The sequence below is a fragment of the Paraburkholderia sp. DHOC27 genome, from assembly GCF_003429005.1.
GTDB lineage: Bacteria > Pseudomonadota > Gammaproteobacteria > Burkholderiales > Burkholderiaceae > Paraburkholderia.
Genome location: NZ_QVQV01000001.1, coordinates 895329 through 911459 on the forward strand (window position 1 = coordinate 895329; position 16131 = coordinate 911459).

A 16131-nucleotide genomic window follows, 5' to 3' on the forward strand; every position below is an offset into this window, starting at 1 on the left:
AGAGAAGCATCATGGACGATAACGCAACGCAAGCGCATGGCGGCCAGACCGAGCGCCTCGGCATTCTCGCGCAACGCCGGATCGAAGCAGAGATCATCAAGCCGATCTACGAAATCCTCAAGCGCGACTTCGGCAAGGAGCGCGCGCAGGCGGTGATTGCCGAAGCCGTGCGCGGGGCGGCCGTGCAAACGGGTAAAGACTTCGCGGCTCAGGAAGCCAATGGTCCGAGCGTGACGTCGTTCGTGGCCTTGCAGGTTCTCTGGGAGAAGGACGATGCCCTCGATGTCGAAGTGCATCGCGCGGACGAGGGTCACTACGACTACGACGTCAAACGCTGCGCCTACGCCGAGATGTATCACGCGATGGGCCTGGGCGAGATCGGGCACCTGCTGAGTTGCGCACGCGATAGCCATTTCATTGCGGGCTATCACCCGGGTATTCATCTCACCCGTACCACCACCATCATGCAGGGCGGCAGTCGTTGCGACTTCCGCTACGCCCTCGAAGAGCAGCAAGGAAAACAGGATAATGAGTAATCCGAAAGATGTGATTGCTGCGGCGCGAGTCGATGGCACGCGACTGTGGGCGTCGCTGGAACAGATGGCGCAGATCGGTGCCACCGACAAGGGCGGCGTGAGCCGGCTGGCATTGACCGAACTCGACCGCGCCTCGCGCGACCTGTTCGTGAGCTGGGCGCGCGAGGCAGGATGTACGGTACGTATCGACAGAATGGGCAATATCTTCGCGCGCCGCGCGGGCCGCAACCCGGCAGCGGCGCCGGTTCTCACCGGCTCACACGCCGACACGCAGCCCAAGGGCGGCCGCTATGACGGCATCTACGGCGTGCTCGGCGCGCTGGAAGTGGTGCGCACGCTCAATGATGCAAACATCAGCACCGAGCATCCCATTGACGTGGTGGTGTGGACCAACGAAGAGGGCTCGCGCTTCGCGCCCGCAATGATCGGCTCCGGGGTTTTCTCCGGGGCGTATCCGCTGGAATATGGACTGTCGCGCGCGGACAGCGCTGGTACGACCATCGAACAGGCGCTCGAGGGCATTGACTATGACGGTGCGGAAGCGGTGGGCGGCATCGACGTTCACGCCGTCTACGAATTGCATATCGAGCAGGGCGCCATTCTCGAACGCAGTGGCCACACGATCGGTGTCGTCACCGGCGGCCAGGGGCAGCGTTGGTACGAGCTGACGCTCAACGGAACGAACGCGCATGCCGGCACCACGCCGATGGACTTGCGGCGCGACGCGCTGGCCGGCGCCGCCCGCGTGATCACGTTCGTGGAAGAACTGGGCCGCCGATACGCCCCGCATGGTCGCGCGACGGTGGGCATGATCGAAGCACGACCGAATTCGCGCAACACGGTGCCGGGCGAATGCTTCTTCACCGTTGAGTTTCGCCATCCGGATGCCAACGTGCTGGCCGAGATGGACGCCGCGCTGCGTGACGAGGTGGCGAGCATCGCACAGCGCGCGGGTCTCACGAGCCAGCTTGCGCAGATCTTCGAATATGCACCCGTGGACTTCGCGGCCGAATGCATTGGCGCAGTGAGAAGTGCGGCGAACGCGCTGGACTACCCGCATGCGGACATCGTGTCCGGCGCGGGGCATGACGCGTGTCACCTTGCGCGCGTGGTGCCAACCGGGATGATCTTCGTGCCCTGTATCGACGGCATCAGTCATAACGAGGCCGAGGCCATTACGCAAAAGTGGGCCGAGGCGGGCGCGAATGTGTTGTTGCATGCGGTGATGCACAGCGCGGGCGCATCGCGCGTCGTTTAATTTTCCTGAAGAAACGGTTAGCGGTGTGGCGCAGTGCGTATCCGCGCATCTGCGCCGTCGTGGCGCGAGGCAAGCGGGTCTTCATGGGCCCCCTTCCTGCGAATGCCATGACGCTCGTGTACATTGAACGCGTCATCCATTCGCCAAGAGACCACCGCCATGACGCCATTCGATCAAGCCAAAGCTGACAATTCGCCAACCAGTCACGACCGTTGGCCGCATTTGCGATTCCATCTGCCTTACAACCATACGACCTCGACCTTCGGCGATGACTGGTTCGCGCTCAAGGCCGAAGCATTCGCGCGCTTCTTCGGCACGCCAGCCTTTCTCATCGGGCAAACACTGGTGGTGGCGATCTGGGTGATCGTGAACGTAGCGGGTCTGACGAAATTCGATGTCTATCCTTTCATTCTGTTGAATCTCGCCTTCAGTTTGCAGTCGGCCTACGCAGCGCCGCTCATCCTGCTCGCGCAAACGCGTCAGTCCGATCGTGACAAGGCACTCGCCGATGCCGATGCGCGTCACCGCGAAGAGATTGCCAAGTCCGCTGAACAGCGCCAACTGCAGATGGCCGAACACACCGCGCAAATGGCGGCACTGTTGAAGCAGAACACCGAACTCACGGAAATCACGCGGCAACTGAGCGAGCGGATCGAAGCGTTGACGCTGGAAATGCACGCGAAGGTGTTGGCGGCGAATTGATCAGCAAGGGGTGTTTTGGGCGAACACCCTTGCTGGACCTATCTGAACAGCAGCGCCGAAAACAGGCGCGCCGATAGTCGTGCGCACACGCCGTGCGAGTAGGTTTCGATCATCTCCTGAAACGGCGCGTGATGTCCGTAGGCCACGCTCGCGACGAAAAAGAGGCTGACGGGGACCATATAAGGAAACGACGGCTTGATGCCGGAACGCACGAACATGTGCACGAACCATGTCGCGATGGCGGCGCCCAGCATCCAGCCGGCGATGACCTCCGATACGGAATGCGCGGTATCGAAGACGCGGGCGACGGCGGTCAACACACCGATCGCGAGGCCGAGCGCCGCGCCCACGCGTGCGCTGCCTCCCTCGCAGCGAAACAGCAACGCAAAGGCGACGGTCCAGATGGAGGTCGAGAGCGTGGTATGGCCGCTGATCATGCGAAAGCCGATGGCCGGAATCTGCACGCCGCAGCCGAAATACAGAATCTTGGTCGCGCCGACCAGCGCCATGCCCACTGCCAGAACCAGCAGCCAGCGGAGCGCCAGTCTCCAGTCGGAAAGCGCCAGCCAGACGGCGCACACGGCGGCGATGGGCAAGGTCAACGCGGCGTCGCCAATATTGCTGATTGCAGTCCACATACGTGAGGTCGGCTCGGGAGGGATCGCCGTAGCGTAGCGGGAGCGCGCAGTGTGTTCTGCGCGTTTGCATACACAGTTGCGGAGAAGCCGGCGCAGCACTCTAACGCAATGCATTAGGTCAGCACCCTCAAGCAACGCTAAGGCAACGCTAAGGCAACGCAGCCTTGAAGAATCGCACCACCTCCGCGTTGAACCGCTCATGAAACGCCGCGCGATCGAAGCCCGCCTCGCTGGTGCAAATACCCGGCGCGAGTTTCATCGTCTGCGGTCCGCAGGGCGGCAGAAAATCGAAGTGACCGGCGTGTTCGATCACGTGATACTCGGGGGGCGTCGGCAGATTGGCACGCACGGCATCTTCATAGAAGGGCGGCGGTTGATGACGGTCGTCGGCGGCGCCCCACAGCTGCACGGGCACATGCACGCCGCTCAAGCCCGCGCGATCAAAGGCAAAACCAAACGCGGGCGCAGCCACGACGATGGCCTTGATGCGCAGATCGTGCACCCAGACACTGGCCGGCGCATCGGCAACGGTGCCTGGATCGACGCCTGCGTGCTGGAGCGCGCTGCACAGATCGTGATCTGCATGGGCCGCGCAATACGGGCCGATCGCCGCGAGATCCGGCACCCCGCCCGCTGCCACCAGCACGGTAAAGCCGCCATTGGAAAAGCCAAAAGCGCCCACTCGCGCGGCATCCAGATGCGCATGCTGCGGCCACGTCTGCAGCATGTAGTCGATCAGCCGATGCAATTGCTGCGGCCGGCGCCACACTTTCATCACCTGACTCTGGTCCTTGAAGGTGTCGCCGTTATGGCTCAACGCGGCCGCGACGAAGCCTGCCTGCGCAAGACTCCACGCGGTGTCGTAGTGACTGTCGTACCAACCGCCGCCGCCATGTGACATCACCACGAGCGGCAAGCCGCGTTCGGCGTCAGCGGCGAGCGGGGCCCCCGTTGCGACGGCCTGCGTGAAATCACCGAGTCGATGCGCGGAGGCGGGCGCATCAGTGGGATACCAGATGCCGACCGTCAACGGCGCTTCGTCGCCATTGGCAATCTGCACTTCCTCGAAACCGACGTTCGCGGCCCGCGCCGGCGAGGCGACGGCGGTTAGCACGGTGACGGTTAGCACGGCGGCGATGACATGGGCGAGTTTCATGCGCACTCCCAGCAGAAGCGGTTACGCCGCGTGGCGTTTTACATCGTCATGCTGCTACGGCGCGTGCATGTTCACGCGCCGCCGGCAAGATCGGCGAAGCTGATCGCGGTGGCGCCGCACGCTTGCGCAAGCGCGGCATCGTAGCTCGTGAACAGGACGGTGCAGTTTCCCGCGAGGCTCGTGAAAAGGTCGATCAGCACGGCGCGGGCAGGCGCGTCGAGTCCGCCCAGCGGTTCGTCCGCGATCAGCACCGACGATTCACCGAGCACGGCCGCGGTAAAACACACCTTCTTGCGGGTACCAAAGGACATTTGCTCGAAGCGCTTGTCGAGATGCGGCGTGAGACCGAAGCGGTCTGCCAGTTCGAGCGCACGGGCATCGAGCGGCGTGCGGCGCAACGCTGCCACCTCTTCGAGAAAGGCGCGCCCCGTTTGCAGCGGATTCGCCGTGCAATCTTCCGGCACGTAGGTGAGCACGGCTTTTGCCTTGGCGGCTTCGTGGCGCAACGAGTAACCGCCAAGCCACACCTCGCCCGCGTCTTGTTCGATCGCACCGGCGAGCACGCCGAGCAGGGTGGTCTTGCCGCTGCCCATTTCATCGCTCAACGCCACGCAGCCTGCCTCGCTGCGATAGCGCAGCTTCTCGAACAGGACGTGATCGCCATAACGTTTGCTGAGGTTCTCGAATCGGAGCATGAATGACGGTGTTTTCATCAGGAAAGCGGGCCGCGTGTCGCGGGGTGCATCGGGTGCATGTGGTGCTTGTAGTGCTTTTAGTGCTTGTAGCGGCAAGTTTAGCAGCGCGGGTTAAAACGTCCGCGCGCCACGATGAGCCGTGAAATTTCCGGCAACATGGGCAAGCGGTCTATCCGGCCAATTGTATGGCACCATTCGGTCGGACCGACACAGCTCGATTGAACGCATGGGTAACGATCAGACGCGAGAGGCGAATCGCACGGCGCAGGCGCACGGCTTCACCGGGCATTCACGCGGCCATTCATCTGCCGAACGCACAGCCGCGTTTGTCATGTCGCCCGCCTTGGGCGATACGCTCAATCTCCTCATCGTCGCCCACAATCTGAGCCGTGCGGGCTGGCGCGTGGATATCTACGGCGACCACACCCATGCGCTTGCCGCGTGGTTCCCACACCTCTCCATTGCACCCGCACTCGCGCACGACGTAGCGCGAGCCGTGCTGGCGCGCTATCCGCTCGTGATCCAGATGCACCGTGACCGGCCGCTTGCCGACCTGGGCAGCTGGCATACCGGCTTTGTGGATTTGCACGACGTCGAATATGCGCGCAGTCATCACTGCATGGCGCAACGCTTTGCGGATTTTGCCGCCACCCGCTTCGGCCTCACCGACGCCGTGACCAGCAACGGCATGCAGGCGCCCGCCGAGCTGGTGTTTCGCCGCTACGGTTCACGCGTGGCGATGCATCCCGAGGCCAGCACGGCGGATAAACGCTGGCTGCCGCGCCGCTTCCTCGAATTGTCGCGCCGTCTCAAGGAAGCGGGTTTTCAGGCGGAATTCGCGCTCGAAGCGCGCGAACGGGAACGCTGGACGACACTCAAGGGCGAACTGCCGCCGCTGCGTTCGTTTGCTTCGACGGCGTTGTTGGCAGCCTGGCTTTACGAGTCGGGCTGGTTCATCGGCAACGATTCGGGCGTGGGGCACCTGGCTTCGTCGCTCGGTATTCCTACCTTGACGATTTTCCGGCGGCGCGGCGTCGCTGAGCGCTGGCGTCCAGGCTTCAGTACGGGCGACATCGTGTTGCCTTCGTGGTGGCTGCCTACTGCAGGTTTGAAGGAGCGCTGGTGGCGCGAGAGCATCAGCGTCAAACGTGTGCTGAGGGCATTCGCGGCGCTGCGTGCGCGCGCCGCCGTACGAACCGCGGGCGTACCTGCAGCGGAGACATCGGAAGCGTGAAGGCTCACCCGAACGAAACCCGCATAGCTACCGGCGGCTGCGACTGGAAGAAGGATCGGGCCGCTTCGATGTGACTGCTTCGACGCTGCCGTTCACCGAATATTCGAGCGTGCAGAGCAACTGTTCGAGGCGGTATAACCGTCGTCGCTGCGCGGGTTCCGCGGGCGCCTGACGTAACGCGTGCAGACGGCTGCGCCAGTAATCCAGAGTCGGCACCGTATCAGCCGGCGTGATGCGCTCCAGCACGTACTCGAGGTGCCGAAGCTCCCGTTCCATCTCATCATGGTTCATTTTATGTTCCCGAGGCGTTGTTGTTATCGGGGCGGACTGGTCTCGTTCCTCTGCGTGTCTCAGCGGCAGAGGGACTATTTTTGCGGGGGCGGCTGTCATGGCCGGACGTTCTCGATGCGCCGTTTTTCAATCGACCAGAGCGGCTTCCGCGGCTTTGGCGAGGCGCAGCGCTTCATCGGGCGAGAGGCCGGCTGGCATGGCTTCGATCAGCCGCGCGGTGGCGGCTTCGCGCTCACAGGCGAGCACGGCGACCGTCACACCGGCTTTCACGTAAAGCGCGAGGAATTTCAGGCTGGCGAGATCGCCGTCAATCAAGACGTCATCCCAGCCGCTCGCATGTCCGAGATACTCGAAGCGCTTGCCGTAGTGATAGGTCCAGAAATACGGCACGGCCGCGTAGCGATGACGCGCGCCGCACATGTTTTGCGCCGCGATGAACGCATGTTGCTGGGCCACACGCCAATGCTCGATACGCAGGGGCTCTTCGTTTTCGTGGAGAGGGAACGCGGCGATATCACCCGCGGCATACAAGCAGGGCGCGGCCTGCATGCCTGCATTGACGAGCACGCCGCCGTCCTTCTGCAAGGGCAGGCCTTTGATGAATCCCGTGGCGGGCGAAACGCCCACGCCAATCAACACGACGCTCGCCGCAACGCGCTTACCGCTTTCCAGCGCGACTTCCTGCACGGCGGTCTCGCCGGTGAGCCGCGCCACTTTCTCATTCAGATGAAACACGACGCCATTGCTTTCGTGCAGTTGTTTGATGCGCGTACCAAATTGCTCGCCAAACTGTTTTTCGAAGGGAATGGCTTCAGGTGCGATCACGGTCACCGGATTGCCGCGCTTGCGCAAAGCGGCGGCCACCTCCAGGCCGATGAAACTGCTGCCGATCACCGCAACCGGTTTGCCGGATTCGACGGCGTCGCACAGCCCGATCGCATCGCGCAGATTGTGCAGGACGTGTACGCCTTTTAGATCGTGTCCGGGCAAGGGCGGCATCCTGGCGTGGCTGCCGCTTGCGAGCAACGCGGTGTCGTAACACAAGGTGCGGCCGTCCGCGAGACGGACGGCTTTCGCCGGGACATCGAGTTCGGTCACCGTTGCGTTGATGCGTTCGATCTGTTGCTGCACATACCACTCGGCTGGCATGAGAGGCCAGACGTCGTTCGGCGGCATTTCGCCCGAGGGCACGAATTTGCTCAATGCCGTGCGATCGTAAGGCTCGTGGTCCTCGTCGCCGAGCAGCGTCAGCTTTCCCGCGAAGCCGCTCATGCGCAACGCGGCGCACGCCGCCGCGCCGGCCGCACCTGCGCCGATCACGAGAAATTCAGGTTTGTCGGCGAGATTTTCCGCGCTGTCGTGACGGGCGATTTTTTCCGGCGTGACCATGACTTCGCCGTTTTCCACCGTAACCGGATAGCGATCCAGGCCGGCGAGCGCAGGCGGTTCGAGCACGTTGCCCGTTGTAATTTCGAAGGTCCCTTTATGCCACGGACAGACAATGTGGCCATTGCACAGCGCGCCTTCTTCGAGCGGAGCGCCAGCATGAGGGCAATCGGCGCTGAGCGCATGCACGGTGTCGCCCTGTCTGACGAGCAGGACAGGTTGTTCATCCACTACCACTCGCGTGGCGCGATCCTCATGCAGTTGCGTCAATTGGGCGACGCGCCGGGCAGTGGCTGTCATGATGCGTTCCTCGATGCGAGCGCCGCGTCGCAAACCGTCCGCGCGGCTTGTTTCAGTTGTGCCTGGAAATTCCTCTTTTCAATGCGTGCAGCGGATACGGCGAGAGCGGCAGCTTGCATGCCGCCGCTCTCTGCTTCATTCAGGTATTCGAGTAGAAGCGAACAACGTACCCGCTACATCGAACCTTGGTTGCCAATCAGACATTGGCCATTCAGACCGCTTTAAGTGACGTTTAAAGACCGCGCTTTAATGGCCGTTCTGCATGTTGCCGTTCTGCATGGGCTGCGCCGAGTTGTAATTGGCGTTGCCATTCGACGTAGCGGAATTCGGTGTCGATCCACTACCCGTACCCATGCCGCCGCCGGTCGCGGTGGTGCCCGGCGAACCATAGCCGCTGGTATCGCCACGGTTCATGCTGCCGGTGTTCGGCGTCGGGCTCGCTACGCCACCTGCGCCGCCGGCATTGCCGCCGCCGGCGCCGATACCGCCGCCATTACCGCCTGCGCCGCCACCGCCTTCACCGCCGCCCGCGCCGCCAGCTGCATATACACCGCCCGAAAGCGCCATCACGAGAGCGGATGCCAGAAGTTTCTTCGTTGTGCTGTTCATTGCGAAATCCTCCACTGAGTTGAGTTGAGTCGCAGACGCAAACTGCTGGCTATCTGCACGCTTTTAGTGGCGCAAGCGGCGTGCCGCAGGCGGCTTTTTTACTGGCGTAAGTAGGGACGAACAGAGCAAACTCGCGTGCCGCGCATGCGGGTAGGCCGTTGCATGCCATTGCTTAATGAAGTCAGCGCGAGGTGTGGGCGAACTTGTTGAAGTGATCGTTTGAACCGCAGCGTTCAAACCTTGCATGGACCGTGTAAGAAACGCTAGAGCGTGCCGCTTGCGCAAAAAATGCAAAAGCGCTCGTGGCCCAGTGGGCGACGAGCGCTTTCAATCGTCCAGGCAGGGGACGACGTTTATGTCTGCGGTGCGGTTATATCTGGCCCATCACGACCAGTACGACCACGACGATGACAACGATACCGATGGTGCCGGTTGGTGCGTAGCCCCATGAACGGCTGTGCGGCCATGCAGGAAAGGCGCCGATGAGCAGCAGGATCAGTACGATCAGCAGGATGGTTCCCAACATAAGGCCTCCGGGATGTAATTGATTTTTACAGAGGCATCAATGACCTCTGCACCTGAGGCTGATGGAGCACGTCTCGTGCCAGGCGCAACCGGTTGCCCGAGCAAATGCGGCAACGCGCGAGTGGACGTGCGTTTGCAGCCCGCTCGCTACATCGAAAACGCGGCGCGGCGCGGCGCCTGCGCGCCGCGCCAACGCGTTATTGCGTGTCAACTCGCTGGATTGTCGTCGTCGGGTTGAACAGGGGTGCCGGCCGAAGGCGAACCGATGATGCTGATCTGGAAAATGGGCGTCGCCGCGAGCGACTGCAAACTCGGGTCTTCAGGAATCCGCACGAGCAGCGGCAGTATCACCGAGCCGCCAATCACGGCGCGACGGCTGTTGTCGGCAGGCCGCAGTCCCCACACATCCTGATAGACGAGCGGCACGATCCGGTGATCGTACGTGGTGTTACCCAGATACAGCATGACGTGCCCGCCAATGTAGATGAGCGTGCGCATCGGCGCGCCGTGTTGCGCCAGATAGTCGAGCCGTTCGGCAGGCGAGGATGAGGACAGATCGACCATCTGGCCCGCACTCATCTGCGTCGACGAATGGCGCGGCAGCCAGACGCCAAAGGTCGCAAAGATGCTTTGCAGTTCGGACGAGCAGTCGTTGTAAAAACCGCTATTGCCCCAGCCGTAAGGACGCCCGATCAGCGTTTTCATCAGCATGGCGAGGTGACGCGGCGTGGCCGCGAGCGGCACCGCAGCAATCTGCGCGTCCGTGAGCGGGGCGATGCGTACGAGCGCGTGGCCGTTCGCGTCGCGCGCCGGAACCATGACGTTGACCGGCGTCTTGTCTTCGCTGGGGGCGAGCGGCAGCAAGGTGCCGGCGGGGGCGTCGAAGCGGAATACGCCCTGACTGTCCCGCACCGGCGCTGACGCGACGATCACCGCGCCGAGCGCGTCGCGCGCTGCACTGCGCCAGATATCCACGAACGACGCGTTGACCATGCCGACCTTGTCGCTGCGTACCCAGCCTTGCACGTCCGGCGTCTGCACGTAAAACCAGCCGCCGTCGACACTGCTGCCCAGCACGTACAACGGTGTGCCGGGCCGTGCCGCGGAAATCTGCAGATTGTCGAACGGGTAGCCTTCGCCTGCGAGCCGGTGATCGTAGTACGACGGATCCATGGTGGGCAGTTCGCGCACCAGCAGATTGTCCGTGGCAATGGCGCGGCGCGCGGCATCGTAGCCCGGCGTGCGCTCGAACTGGCCGACATCCATGTTTTGTGCAATCGCGTCAATCCATGCGGCGGTGTGCGGCCGGAAGTTTTCGCCATAGCCGATCTCGTGATCCGGCTTGTCGCGATTGTCGTAGTTCGCGATCCGGCGGCGTTGCAGGGCGGCGATATCCGCACCATTGCCCGAATACACGCGGGTCTCGACGAAGGTGCTGTTCCACGGCGACGGTGCGTTGGCGGCGGTGCCAAAGTAGCGTGCGCGCAGGCTGTCCAGATGATTGTGCTGGTCCTCGGCGCTCAGAAACGGCTGATCGTAGGTGGAGCTGGCCGGAGCGATCCAGTGGTCGACGTTCTGATCGTAGGCAGCCATCGGATACAGGCTGACGGGGTCGACATCGCTCTGGCTTGCGGGTCGGGAAGGCGCCGAGTTGCAGGCGGCCAGCGCGAGGCAGAACGCGGCCGCGCCGACGCGTAGTGACGCATTGAGAGCGCGTCTATGCTGCGAGCGGGAGTGATCAGGACAGGCAGCCTGGTTTTGCAGCAATGCAGCGAAGAGCATGGGACGCGGCGGTGATTGGCAAGATGCAGATGATACGATGCTCCGCGCCGCGTGCGCGCTCAAAGCCGTGTGAGTGTGACCGCTCCGTGACGACGCTGGGATTACTGCGCAGGCGCCGGCGGCGTGCCGGGTCCGGGGCCATCTTCCCTCGGCTTGCCGCCGCGCGGCGCGCGGTTTGCCACGGCGATATCTTCCGCGAGACTGGTGCGCAGCGTCGCGATGGCCTGATCCGGATTGGCTGGCTTCAGTTGTTCGCGTGCCAGCGCGTCGTACACGAAGTGGCGCAACATCGGATCCTGCGTTTTGTTCAGCACGTCATGGTAGACCGCGATCATGTCGTTCTCGTGCCCGGTCATCGCATAGAGACGGCGCAGCTGTTCGAGGTCGTTGATCACCGCGAAGCCGGGTCCGCGCGGCGGTCCAAAACCGTCGCCGCCGTGCGGCGGCTGACCGTGACCCGGCATGAATGGGGGCGGCGGTGCGTCCTGCGCGCTGGCGGACGTGACGGCGGCGCTCAGGAGGGCCGCGAGGAGTGCAGTCGAAAGGGCCTTTTGCATGGTGTCGATTCCATCGGTTCAGCGCCGGCGCACCCGTGCGCCGAGCTGTCCATACGATAGTCGAGATGCCCCGTTGAAGGGTTACTGCAAGCCGCGTCGTGCCTTTCCAAATCTTCCGTGTAGCGCGGTCAGAGAAGCCTCTAGACGAGCCCCGGGCGAGGTGCATCTTCCGGCCCTTTGCTGGCGCAATAGCGAAGGAAAGCGCATGATGGCGCCATGCGCTGCCTGCGCACGGTCGTGAGCCCCGCTCGAGACGCGCAGGTGCAAGCGCATGCGGTCGCGCAAGCAAACGTCACCATGCAGAGACAGCGCGACCTCGCATTCCCGCAGCCAGCCCGGACGCACGCATCGGTCCGCACGGGTCTTCAGTGACGCGGCTGGCATGTCATTACCTGACCAGGAGGACTTAGCATGGAACGACCTGACGCCGCCAATCCCTTTGGCGATTTCACCAAAATGCTCGAGCAGTTCAAGCTACCCGGCTTCGACGTGCCCGCCATCATGGAAGCGCGACGCAAGGATGTCGAAGCACTGGTTACGGCGAATCAGGCCGCCATGCAGGGTATGCAATCGCTTGCGCAGAAGCAGGCCGAGATGCTGCGCTCGACGCTGAGCGAACTCCAGGCGCTGGCCACGCAGTTCAGTACGGGCGGTGCTGCGCCCTCGGCGCAGACGGCGGAGCTCGTGCAGCAAACCCTGCATAAGGCGCTAGCCGACATGCAGCAACTCGCGCAGGCGGCGTATCAGTCGCAGGCGGAGTCTTACGCGGTGATTGCCAAACGCGTCGAGGAGAACGTGCAGGAACTCAAGACCATTTTGCAGCCGAAGAAATAGAGCGAACAGGGCGGCTCGCATCGCAAGAAGGTAGCAGCGCGTCGCCCACTCACACGGTTGCAGGCACAACAATGCCGGTTCTGACTTTGCGTCAGCGCCGGCATTGCTTTTTGGGCGGCCGCAACGCCGTGCGAGGATTCACGAAAAGCGAAGTACAGGTGACGCGATTCGGTAAAAAAGCGCATCGCTTCGGATGACGAATCAATTGCTGAGGTCGCGCATCTCCGATCTATTAAGCGTTAACTTACAAAACAGAATGCCCCTTGAAACGCTGCGGGAATATTTTCACGCGTCTTTTCGTGGTCAAACGCGTGTTTGCTTTAAACGACGCCTGGCCCATCAATAGCCCTGTACACGCCGCTGCTCCGCGTTCTAAGCGCTTCAGTCAAACGCAACACGTTTGCCGCGCCGTTTAAAGCGATCCCCAAACGATTGCGGGCAGAATTTTTTACTCACTAAAGTTTCGCGCCGCCGCTCCGTTGACGCATTCACGCAACCTCTCCTGCGTCCCGGCGTTAGCGGCAAGGCGGGTCGAGGTTTGCGCTGCTCATTCTTCGTTCGTGAGCGCCCCTGGCGCTTCACGAGCGTGCTTACCTCGAAGGAATCCACTTGAAAACGAGCCTTCATACGAGCCTTGCGTGCGCCGTACTTGGAGCGACCTGGGCATGGTGTCCCATTGCACACGCTGCGTTGGGCGGCAACGTCAGCAGCATTGGTAGCGACCAGGTGCGCATGCATGCGGTCGCCCACAGCGCGACTTCGCAAAGCGCGTACACCGTTCATCTGATTACCTTGCCTTCCGGCACTGAAGTGCGTGAATACGTGGCCGCGAACGGTGTCGTGTTCGGCGTTGCCTGGGAAGGCCCGACCCTGCCGGACCTGCAGGCAACCCTCGGCGCAGCGTTCGATCAATACGTCGCGGCCACGGCAACGCGGCGCGCTACGCCGCTCGCGGTCTCGAACGATCAACTGGTGGTGTTCTCCGGCGGACATCTGCGTGCCTTCGCGGGCCATGCGTATCTGCCGCAGGCTGTGCCGGCTGGCGTCGACGTCAGCGTCATTCAATAGGAGCGGTCATGCGTCATTCAGATTCGTTCCTCAAACTGCTGCACGCCGGCTTCGCCGTGCTCCTGTCCGTTTTCCTCGTCGCCTGCGGGGGCGGCGGTGGCGGGGGCGGCAGCGCCAGCACCAGCGCGAATGCATCCACGCCGGCGCAATCGGTGTCGATCTCCGCGCCGGCCACCTCGGGACTTCCGGCCAACGTGGCGGCCGTGACGGTCGATTCAGGCGTGACGGGTGTGCCGAACATGCCGTTCGTCAGCGTGACGGTATGCGTGCCCGGCACCGCGCAATGCCAGACGATCGATCACGTGCTGGTCGATACCGGCTCATGGGGACTGCGCCTGTTCGCGTCACAGTTGCCCGCAGCGGCGTCGATGCCACAGGAACAGGATGCCCAGGGCAATGCGCTCGCGGAGTGCATGCAGTTTTTCGATGGCTATACGTGGGGTTCCGTGCGCCTCGCCGACGTAGAGATTGGCGGCGAAAAGGCCGCGTCGCTGCCGATCCAGGTGATCGATCCGAACTACAGCGCGACGCCCGCCGATTGTCTGCATCTCGGTTCGGCGCGTAACACGCCGACGGCGCTCGCCGCCAATGGTGTGCTCGGCATTGGTGTGTTCAAGCACGACTGCGGCGCGAAGTGCGCGCTGCAAGCCGTGCCCACGACGTACTATGGTTGCGCCGGGACGACCTGCACGTCGCTCGCCGTTGCCGAGAATCTCCAGGTGGCCAATCCGATTCCGTACTTCGCGACGGACAACAACGGTTCGATCCTCGAGTTGCCCGCGGTGGCGACCAACGGCGCGGTCTCGCTGACGGGGCAACTGGTGTTCGGTATCGGTACTCAGAGCAATAATGGTTTGGGAAGCGCTCAGGTGATCGGCGTCAGTCCATCGAACGGCACCTTTACGACGGTGCAGAACAGCGTCACGTACTCGCAGAGCATCATGGACAGCGGCTCGACGGGTCTGTTCTTCGAGACCACCGCGTTGCCCGCGTGTGCTAGCCCGAACAACGCGTACTACTGTCCGACTTCGACCACGCAGATGAGCGCGATGATCGAAGGCGTGAATGGTGTGAACAGCGCGGTGTCGTTCGACGTGGGCAATGCAACCAGTCTCACGCAGACATTCGGCAACGAGGCCGTGATGCCGTTGCTGGCGGGTCCGGCGTTCGTCACTTCGGCGATTTTCGACTGGGGTCTGCCGTTCTTCTACGGACGTAACGTGTACGCGGCGGTGGAGCAGCAATCGACGCCCGGCGGAACGGGCCCGTACATCGCGTATTGAGCGGCGGGGGCTGGCGTGATGGCGCGGCGGGCGCTCTCTATCGTGAGAGCAGCGCGCCACGTTGCGCCGCAATCAGCGTCTCGACGACGCGAATCACAAACGCCGGTGTGATGGAACTCGAACACTGGTATGCCATCGGCTTACCCTCGTACTTGGGACACCAGTGGAAATTGCCGGAATCGAATGCGAAGCTCGAGTCGTTGAAGCAGCCATTGCAGGCGTGAAAATTAACGACGCGCCACGGCGTATGAAACTCGGTCTTGGGATGCGTAAAGCCGCCGATCATCACGACCGGCGTGCCCACTGCCCATGCGAGCCAGGAAAGCCCGCTACTCAGTCCGACGAAGAATTCCGCGTGCAGCAAAAGACTCGCGCGTTCCTGCAAGGGCAGGTTGCCCGTGAAGTCCTCGGCGCCGGCTGGTATCGCATTCAACGCGCCTAGACGACGGCACTCCCGCTCGCGGTCGATGCACAGCACACGATAGCCTTGCTGCTTCAGATGCGCGACCACCGCAGGCCATCCGTTCGGATTGTTCCAGTACTTGCAGTGCGAGCCCGCCTGAACGGCGATGCAGACGTAGGGCTCCTCGATTCTGCGCACCGTATCGGCGACCACGAGCATGGGGCGGCGTTCAATGGCCGGTACGCCGAGAATGTACGACGCCATGTCCTGCAAACTGCTGGCGCGCGGATCGGTGGGTTGGTGATCGCGTTCGTCGTACGGGGAAAAGACCCCCAGAAAATAGCTCGCGTAGAACGGCTGGCCGGAGAGCGCTACGTCATCATGCGTGACGAAGTGCAGGTGCGGATACCCTTCACGAAACAACGCGTGCAAATGCAACGGCAACTGGATAGACAACTCGCACTGATGCTGACGGCGAAACGCTTCGACAGCCGGCAACCACGCAAGTGAATCGCCTAGCGCGGTTTGCCCAGCCCGGACGAATACTCGTTGGTGCGCCAGGTTGAGCGCGTGCGAAAAAACCACCCGTTCGCCGTCGTGCACTTCCAGCATGAAGCGCACGAAATACTTGCGTCGGCTGGCCGCGATTTCACCTGCCTCGAGCACTTCGTCGAAGATGATGTTGTGCGTATCGAGGTCGAGCATGACCACACGCCAGCCGCTGACGGGCACCTGCACGCGGCAGCCGTAGTTGAAGTCGTAACGGATGCCTTCGGGGCCGCTGAATGCCGGTGTACCGGCACTGGCAAAGGATGACTCGGGAAGACCGCGTTGCAGGCTGGGAGAGAGAGGGGAGGACATTCGGTACGGGCAA

General features: G+C 62.7%; 17 protein-coding genes. 7 read left to right on the plus strand and 10 right to left on the minus strand.

The window, feature by feature from the left end; all coding sequences use genetic code 11:
* Positions 1-11: 11 nt before the first annotated feature.
* From D0B32_RS03900 to D0B32_RS03910, 3 genes are all read left to right on the plus strand, one after another.
* Positions 12-536: an L-2-amino-thiazoline-4-carboxylic acid hydrolase gene (locus tag D0B32_RS03900; protein ID WP_117332342.1), complete on the plus strand. Its 525-nt coding sequence runs from the start codon at positions 12-14 to the stop codon at positions 534-536.
* The gene (locus D0B32_RS03905) at positions 529-1794 is read left to right on the plus strand and encodes a Zn-dependent hydrolase (protein WP_117332343.1); all 1266 of its coding nucleotides are present in this window, start codon (positions 529-531) and stop codon (positions 1792-1794) included. The genes D0B32_RS03900 and D0B32_RS03905 overlap by 8 nt, the downstream gene beginning before the upstream one ends.
* Positions 1795-1953: 159 nt before the next feature.
* On the plus strand, positions 1954-2496 hold the full coding sequence (locus tag D0B32_RS03910) for a DUF1003 domain-containing protein (protein WP_117332344.1): 543 nt from the start codon (positions 1954-1956) through the stop codon (positions 2494-2496).
* Positions 2497-2534: 38 nt separating this feature from the next.
* Here the strand turns inward: D0B32_RS03910 and D0B32_RS03915 are convergent, their stop codons facing one another.
* The 3 genes from D0B32_RS03915 to D0B32_RS03925 form a co-directional block, all read right to left on the minus strand.
* Complete coding sequence (locus D0B32_RS03915; RefSeq protein WP_117332345.1) at positions 2535-3134, minus strand: phosphatase PAP2 family protein; 600 nt, start codon at positions 3132-3134, stop codon at positions 2535-2537.
* Positions 3135-3282: 148 nt separating this feature from the next.
* Complete coding sequence (locus D0B32_RS03920; protein ID WP_117332346.1) at positions 3283-4290, minus strand: dienelactone hydrolase family protein; 1008 nt, start codon at positions 4288-4290, stop codon at positions 3283-3285.
* Between the two features lie 71 nt (positions 4291-4361).
* Entirely contained in the window at positions 4362-4985 is a 624-nt protein-coding gene (locus tag D0B32_RS03925; RefSeq protein ID WP_117332347.1) for an ABC transporter ATP-binding protein, read from the minus strand.
* Positions 4986-5211: 226 nt separating this feature from the next.
* Here D0B32_RS03925 and D0B32_RS03930 point away from each other — a divergent pair, with 226 nt between their 5' ends.
* Positions 5212-6219: a glycosyltransferase family 9 protein gene (locus D0B32_RS03930; RefSeq protein ID WP_259294868.1), complete on the plus strand. Its 1008-nt coding sequence runs from the start codon at positions 5212-5214 to the stop codon at positions 6217-6219.
* A 27-nt stretch (positions 6220-6246) separates the two neighbouring features.
* On the opposite strand, the gene D0B32_RS03935 is transcribed toward D0B32_RS03930, so the two are convergent.
* From D0B32_RS03935 to D0B32_RS03960, 6 genes are all read right to left on the minus strand, one after another.
* Complete coding sequence (locus tag D0B32_RS03935) at positions 6247-6510, minus strand: hypothetical protein (protein WP_147329486.1); 264 nt, start codon at positions 6508-6510, stop codon at positions 6247-6249.
* A 126-nt stretch (positions 6511-6636) separates the two neighbouring features.
* Positions 6637-8196, minus strand: coding sequence for an FAD-dependent oxidoreductase (locus D0B32_RS03940; protein WP_117332349.1), 1560 nt, complete (start codon positions 8194-8196; stop codon positions 6637-6639).
* 246 nt (positions 8197-8442) lie between these two features.
* Entirely contained in the window at positions 8443-8805 is a 363-nt protein-coding gene (locus tag D0B32_RS32225) for a hypothetical protein (protein ID WP_147329487.1), read from the minus strand.
* Between the two features lie 370 nt (positions 8806-9175).
* Positions 9176-9331 carry a DUF3309 family protein gene (locus D0B32_RS03950; RefSeq protein WP_117332350.1) on the minus strand — a complete coding sequence of 52 codons (156 nt, stop codon included), beginning with the start codon at positions 9329-9331 and terminating at the stop codon, positions 9176-9178.
* A 206-nt stretch (positions 9332-9537) separates the two neighbouring features.
* On the minus strand, positions 9538-11112 hold the full coding sequence (locus D0B32_RS03955) for an SH3 domain-containing C40 family peptidase (RefSeq protein WP_117332351.1): 1575 nt from the start codon (positions 11110-11112) through the stop codon (positions 9538-9540).
* 101 nt (positions 11113-11213) lie between these two features.
* Entirely contained in the window at positions 11214-11669 is a 456-nt protein-coding gene (locus D0B32_RS03960) for a hypothetical protein (protein ID WP_117332352.1), read from the minus strand.
* A 411-nt stretch (positions 11670-12080) separates the two neighbouring features.
* On the opposite strand from D0B32_RS03960, the gene phaP reads away from it, so the two are divergent.
* The 3 genes from phaP to D0B32_RS03975 all read left to right on the plus strand — a co-directional run bounded on the left by phaP (position 12081) and on the right by D0B32_RS03975 (position 14854).
* A complete protein-coding gene (phaP, locus tag D0B32_RS03965; protein ID WP_117332353.1) occupies positions 12081-12503 on the plus strand; it encodes a phasin family protein in 423 nt (140 codons plus the stop codon).
* A gap of 609 nt (positions 12504-13112) precedes the next feature.
* Positions 13113-13571, plus strand: a complete 459-nt coding sequence (locus D0B32_RS03970) for a DUF2844 domain-containing protein (protein ID WP_117332354.1) — start codon at positions 13113-13115, stop codon at positions 13569-13571.
* Positions 13572-13579: 8 nt separating this feature from the next.
* Positions 13580-14854 carry a DUF3443 domain-containing protein gene (locus tag D0B32_RS03975; protein ID WP_117332355.1) on the plus strand — a complete coding sequence of 425 codons (1275 nt, stop codon included), beginning with the start codon at positions 13580-13582 and terminating at the stop codon, positions 14852-14854.
* A 37-nt stretch (positions 14855-14891) separates the two neighbouring features.
* On the opposite strand, the gene D0B32_RS03980 is transcribed toward D0B32_RS03975, so the two are convergent.
* Positions 14892-16118, minus strand: a complete 1227-nt coding sequence (locus tag D0B32_RS03980) for an autotransporter strand-loop-strand O-heptosyltransferase (protein WP_117332356.1) — start codon at positions 16116-16118, stop codon at positions 14892-14894.
* Positions 16119-16131: the final 13 nt, after the last annotated feature.

What these genes read in the sequence shown, in the direction of transcription:
- D0B32_RS03935 (WP_147329486.1), bottom strand. Translation starts at nt 6,510, where the DNA reads ATGAACCATGATGAGATGGAACGGGAGCTTCGGCACCTCGAGTACGTG.
- D0B32_RS32225 (WP_147329487.1), bottom strand. Translation starts at nt 8,805, where the DNA reads ATGAACAGCACAACGAAGAAACTTCTGGCATCCGCTCTCGTGATGGCG.
- D0B32_RS03920 (WP_117332346.1), bottom strand. Translation starts at nt 4,290, where the DNA reads ATGAAACTCGCCCATGTCATCGCCGCCGTGCTAACCGTCACCGTGCTA.
- D0B32_RS03960 (WP_117332352.1), bottom strand. Translation starts at nt 11,669, where the DNA reads ATGCAAAAGGCCCTTTCGACTGCACTCCTCGCGGCCCTCCTGAGCGCC.
- D0B32_RS03915 (WP_117332345.1), bottom strand. Translation starts at nt 3,134, where the DNA reads ATGTGGACTGCAATCAGCAATATTGGCGACGCCGCGTTGACCTTGCCC.
- D0B32_RS03980 (WP_117332356.1), bottom strand. Translation starts at nt 16,118, where the DNA reads ATGTCCTCCCCTCTCTCTCCCAGCCTGCAACGCGGTCTTCCCGAGTCA.
- D0B32_RS03975 (WP_117332355.1), top strand. Translation starts at nt 13,580, where the DNA reads ATGCGTCATTCAGATTCGTTCCTCAAACTGCTGCACGCCGGCTTCGCC.
- D0B32_RS03950 (WP_117332350.1), bottom strand. Translation starts at nt 9,331, where the DNA reads ATGTTGGGAACCATCCTGCTGATCGTACTGATCCTGCTGCTCATCGGC.
- D0B32_RS03900 (WP_117332342.1), top strand. Translation starts at nt 12, where the DNA reads ATGGACGATAACGCAACGCAAGCGCATGGCGGCCAGACCGAGCGCCTC.
- D0B32_RS03910 (WP_117332344.1), top strand. Translation starts at nt 1,954, where the DNA reads ATGACGCCATTCGATCAAGCCAAAGCTGACAATTCGCCAACCAGTCAC.
- phaP (WP_117332353.1), top strand. Translation starts at nt 12,081, where the DNA reads ATGGAACGACCTGACGCCGCCAATCCCTTTGGCGATTTCACCAAAATG.
- D0B32_RS03955 (WP_117332351.1), bottom strand. Translation starts at nt 11,112, where the DNA reads ATGCTCTTCGCTGCATTGCTGCAAAACCAGGCTGCCTGTCCTGATCAC.
- D0B32_RS03930 (WP_259294868.1), top strand. Translation starts at nt 5,212, where the DNA reads ATGGGTAACGATCAGACGCGAGAGGCGAATCGCACGGCGCAGGCGCAC.
- D0B32_RS03940 (WP_117332349.1), bottom strand. Translation starts at nt 8,196, where the DNA reads ATGACAGCCACTGCCCGGCGCGTCGCCCAATTGACGCAACTGCATGAG.
- D0B32_RS03905 (WP_117332343.1), top strand. Translation starts at nt 529, where the DNA reads ATGAGTAATCCGAAAGATGTGATTGCTGCGGCGCGAGTCGATGGCACG.
- D0B32_RS03925 (WP_117332347.1), bottom strand. Translation starts at nt 4,985, where the DNA reads ATGCTCCGATTCGAGAACCTCAGCAAACGTTATGGCGATCACGTCCTG.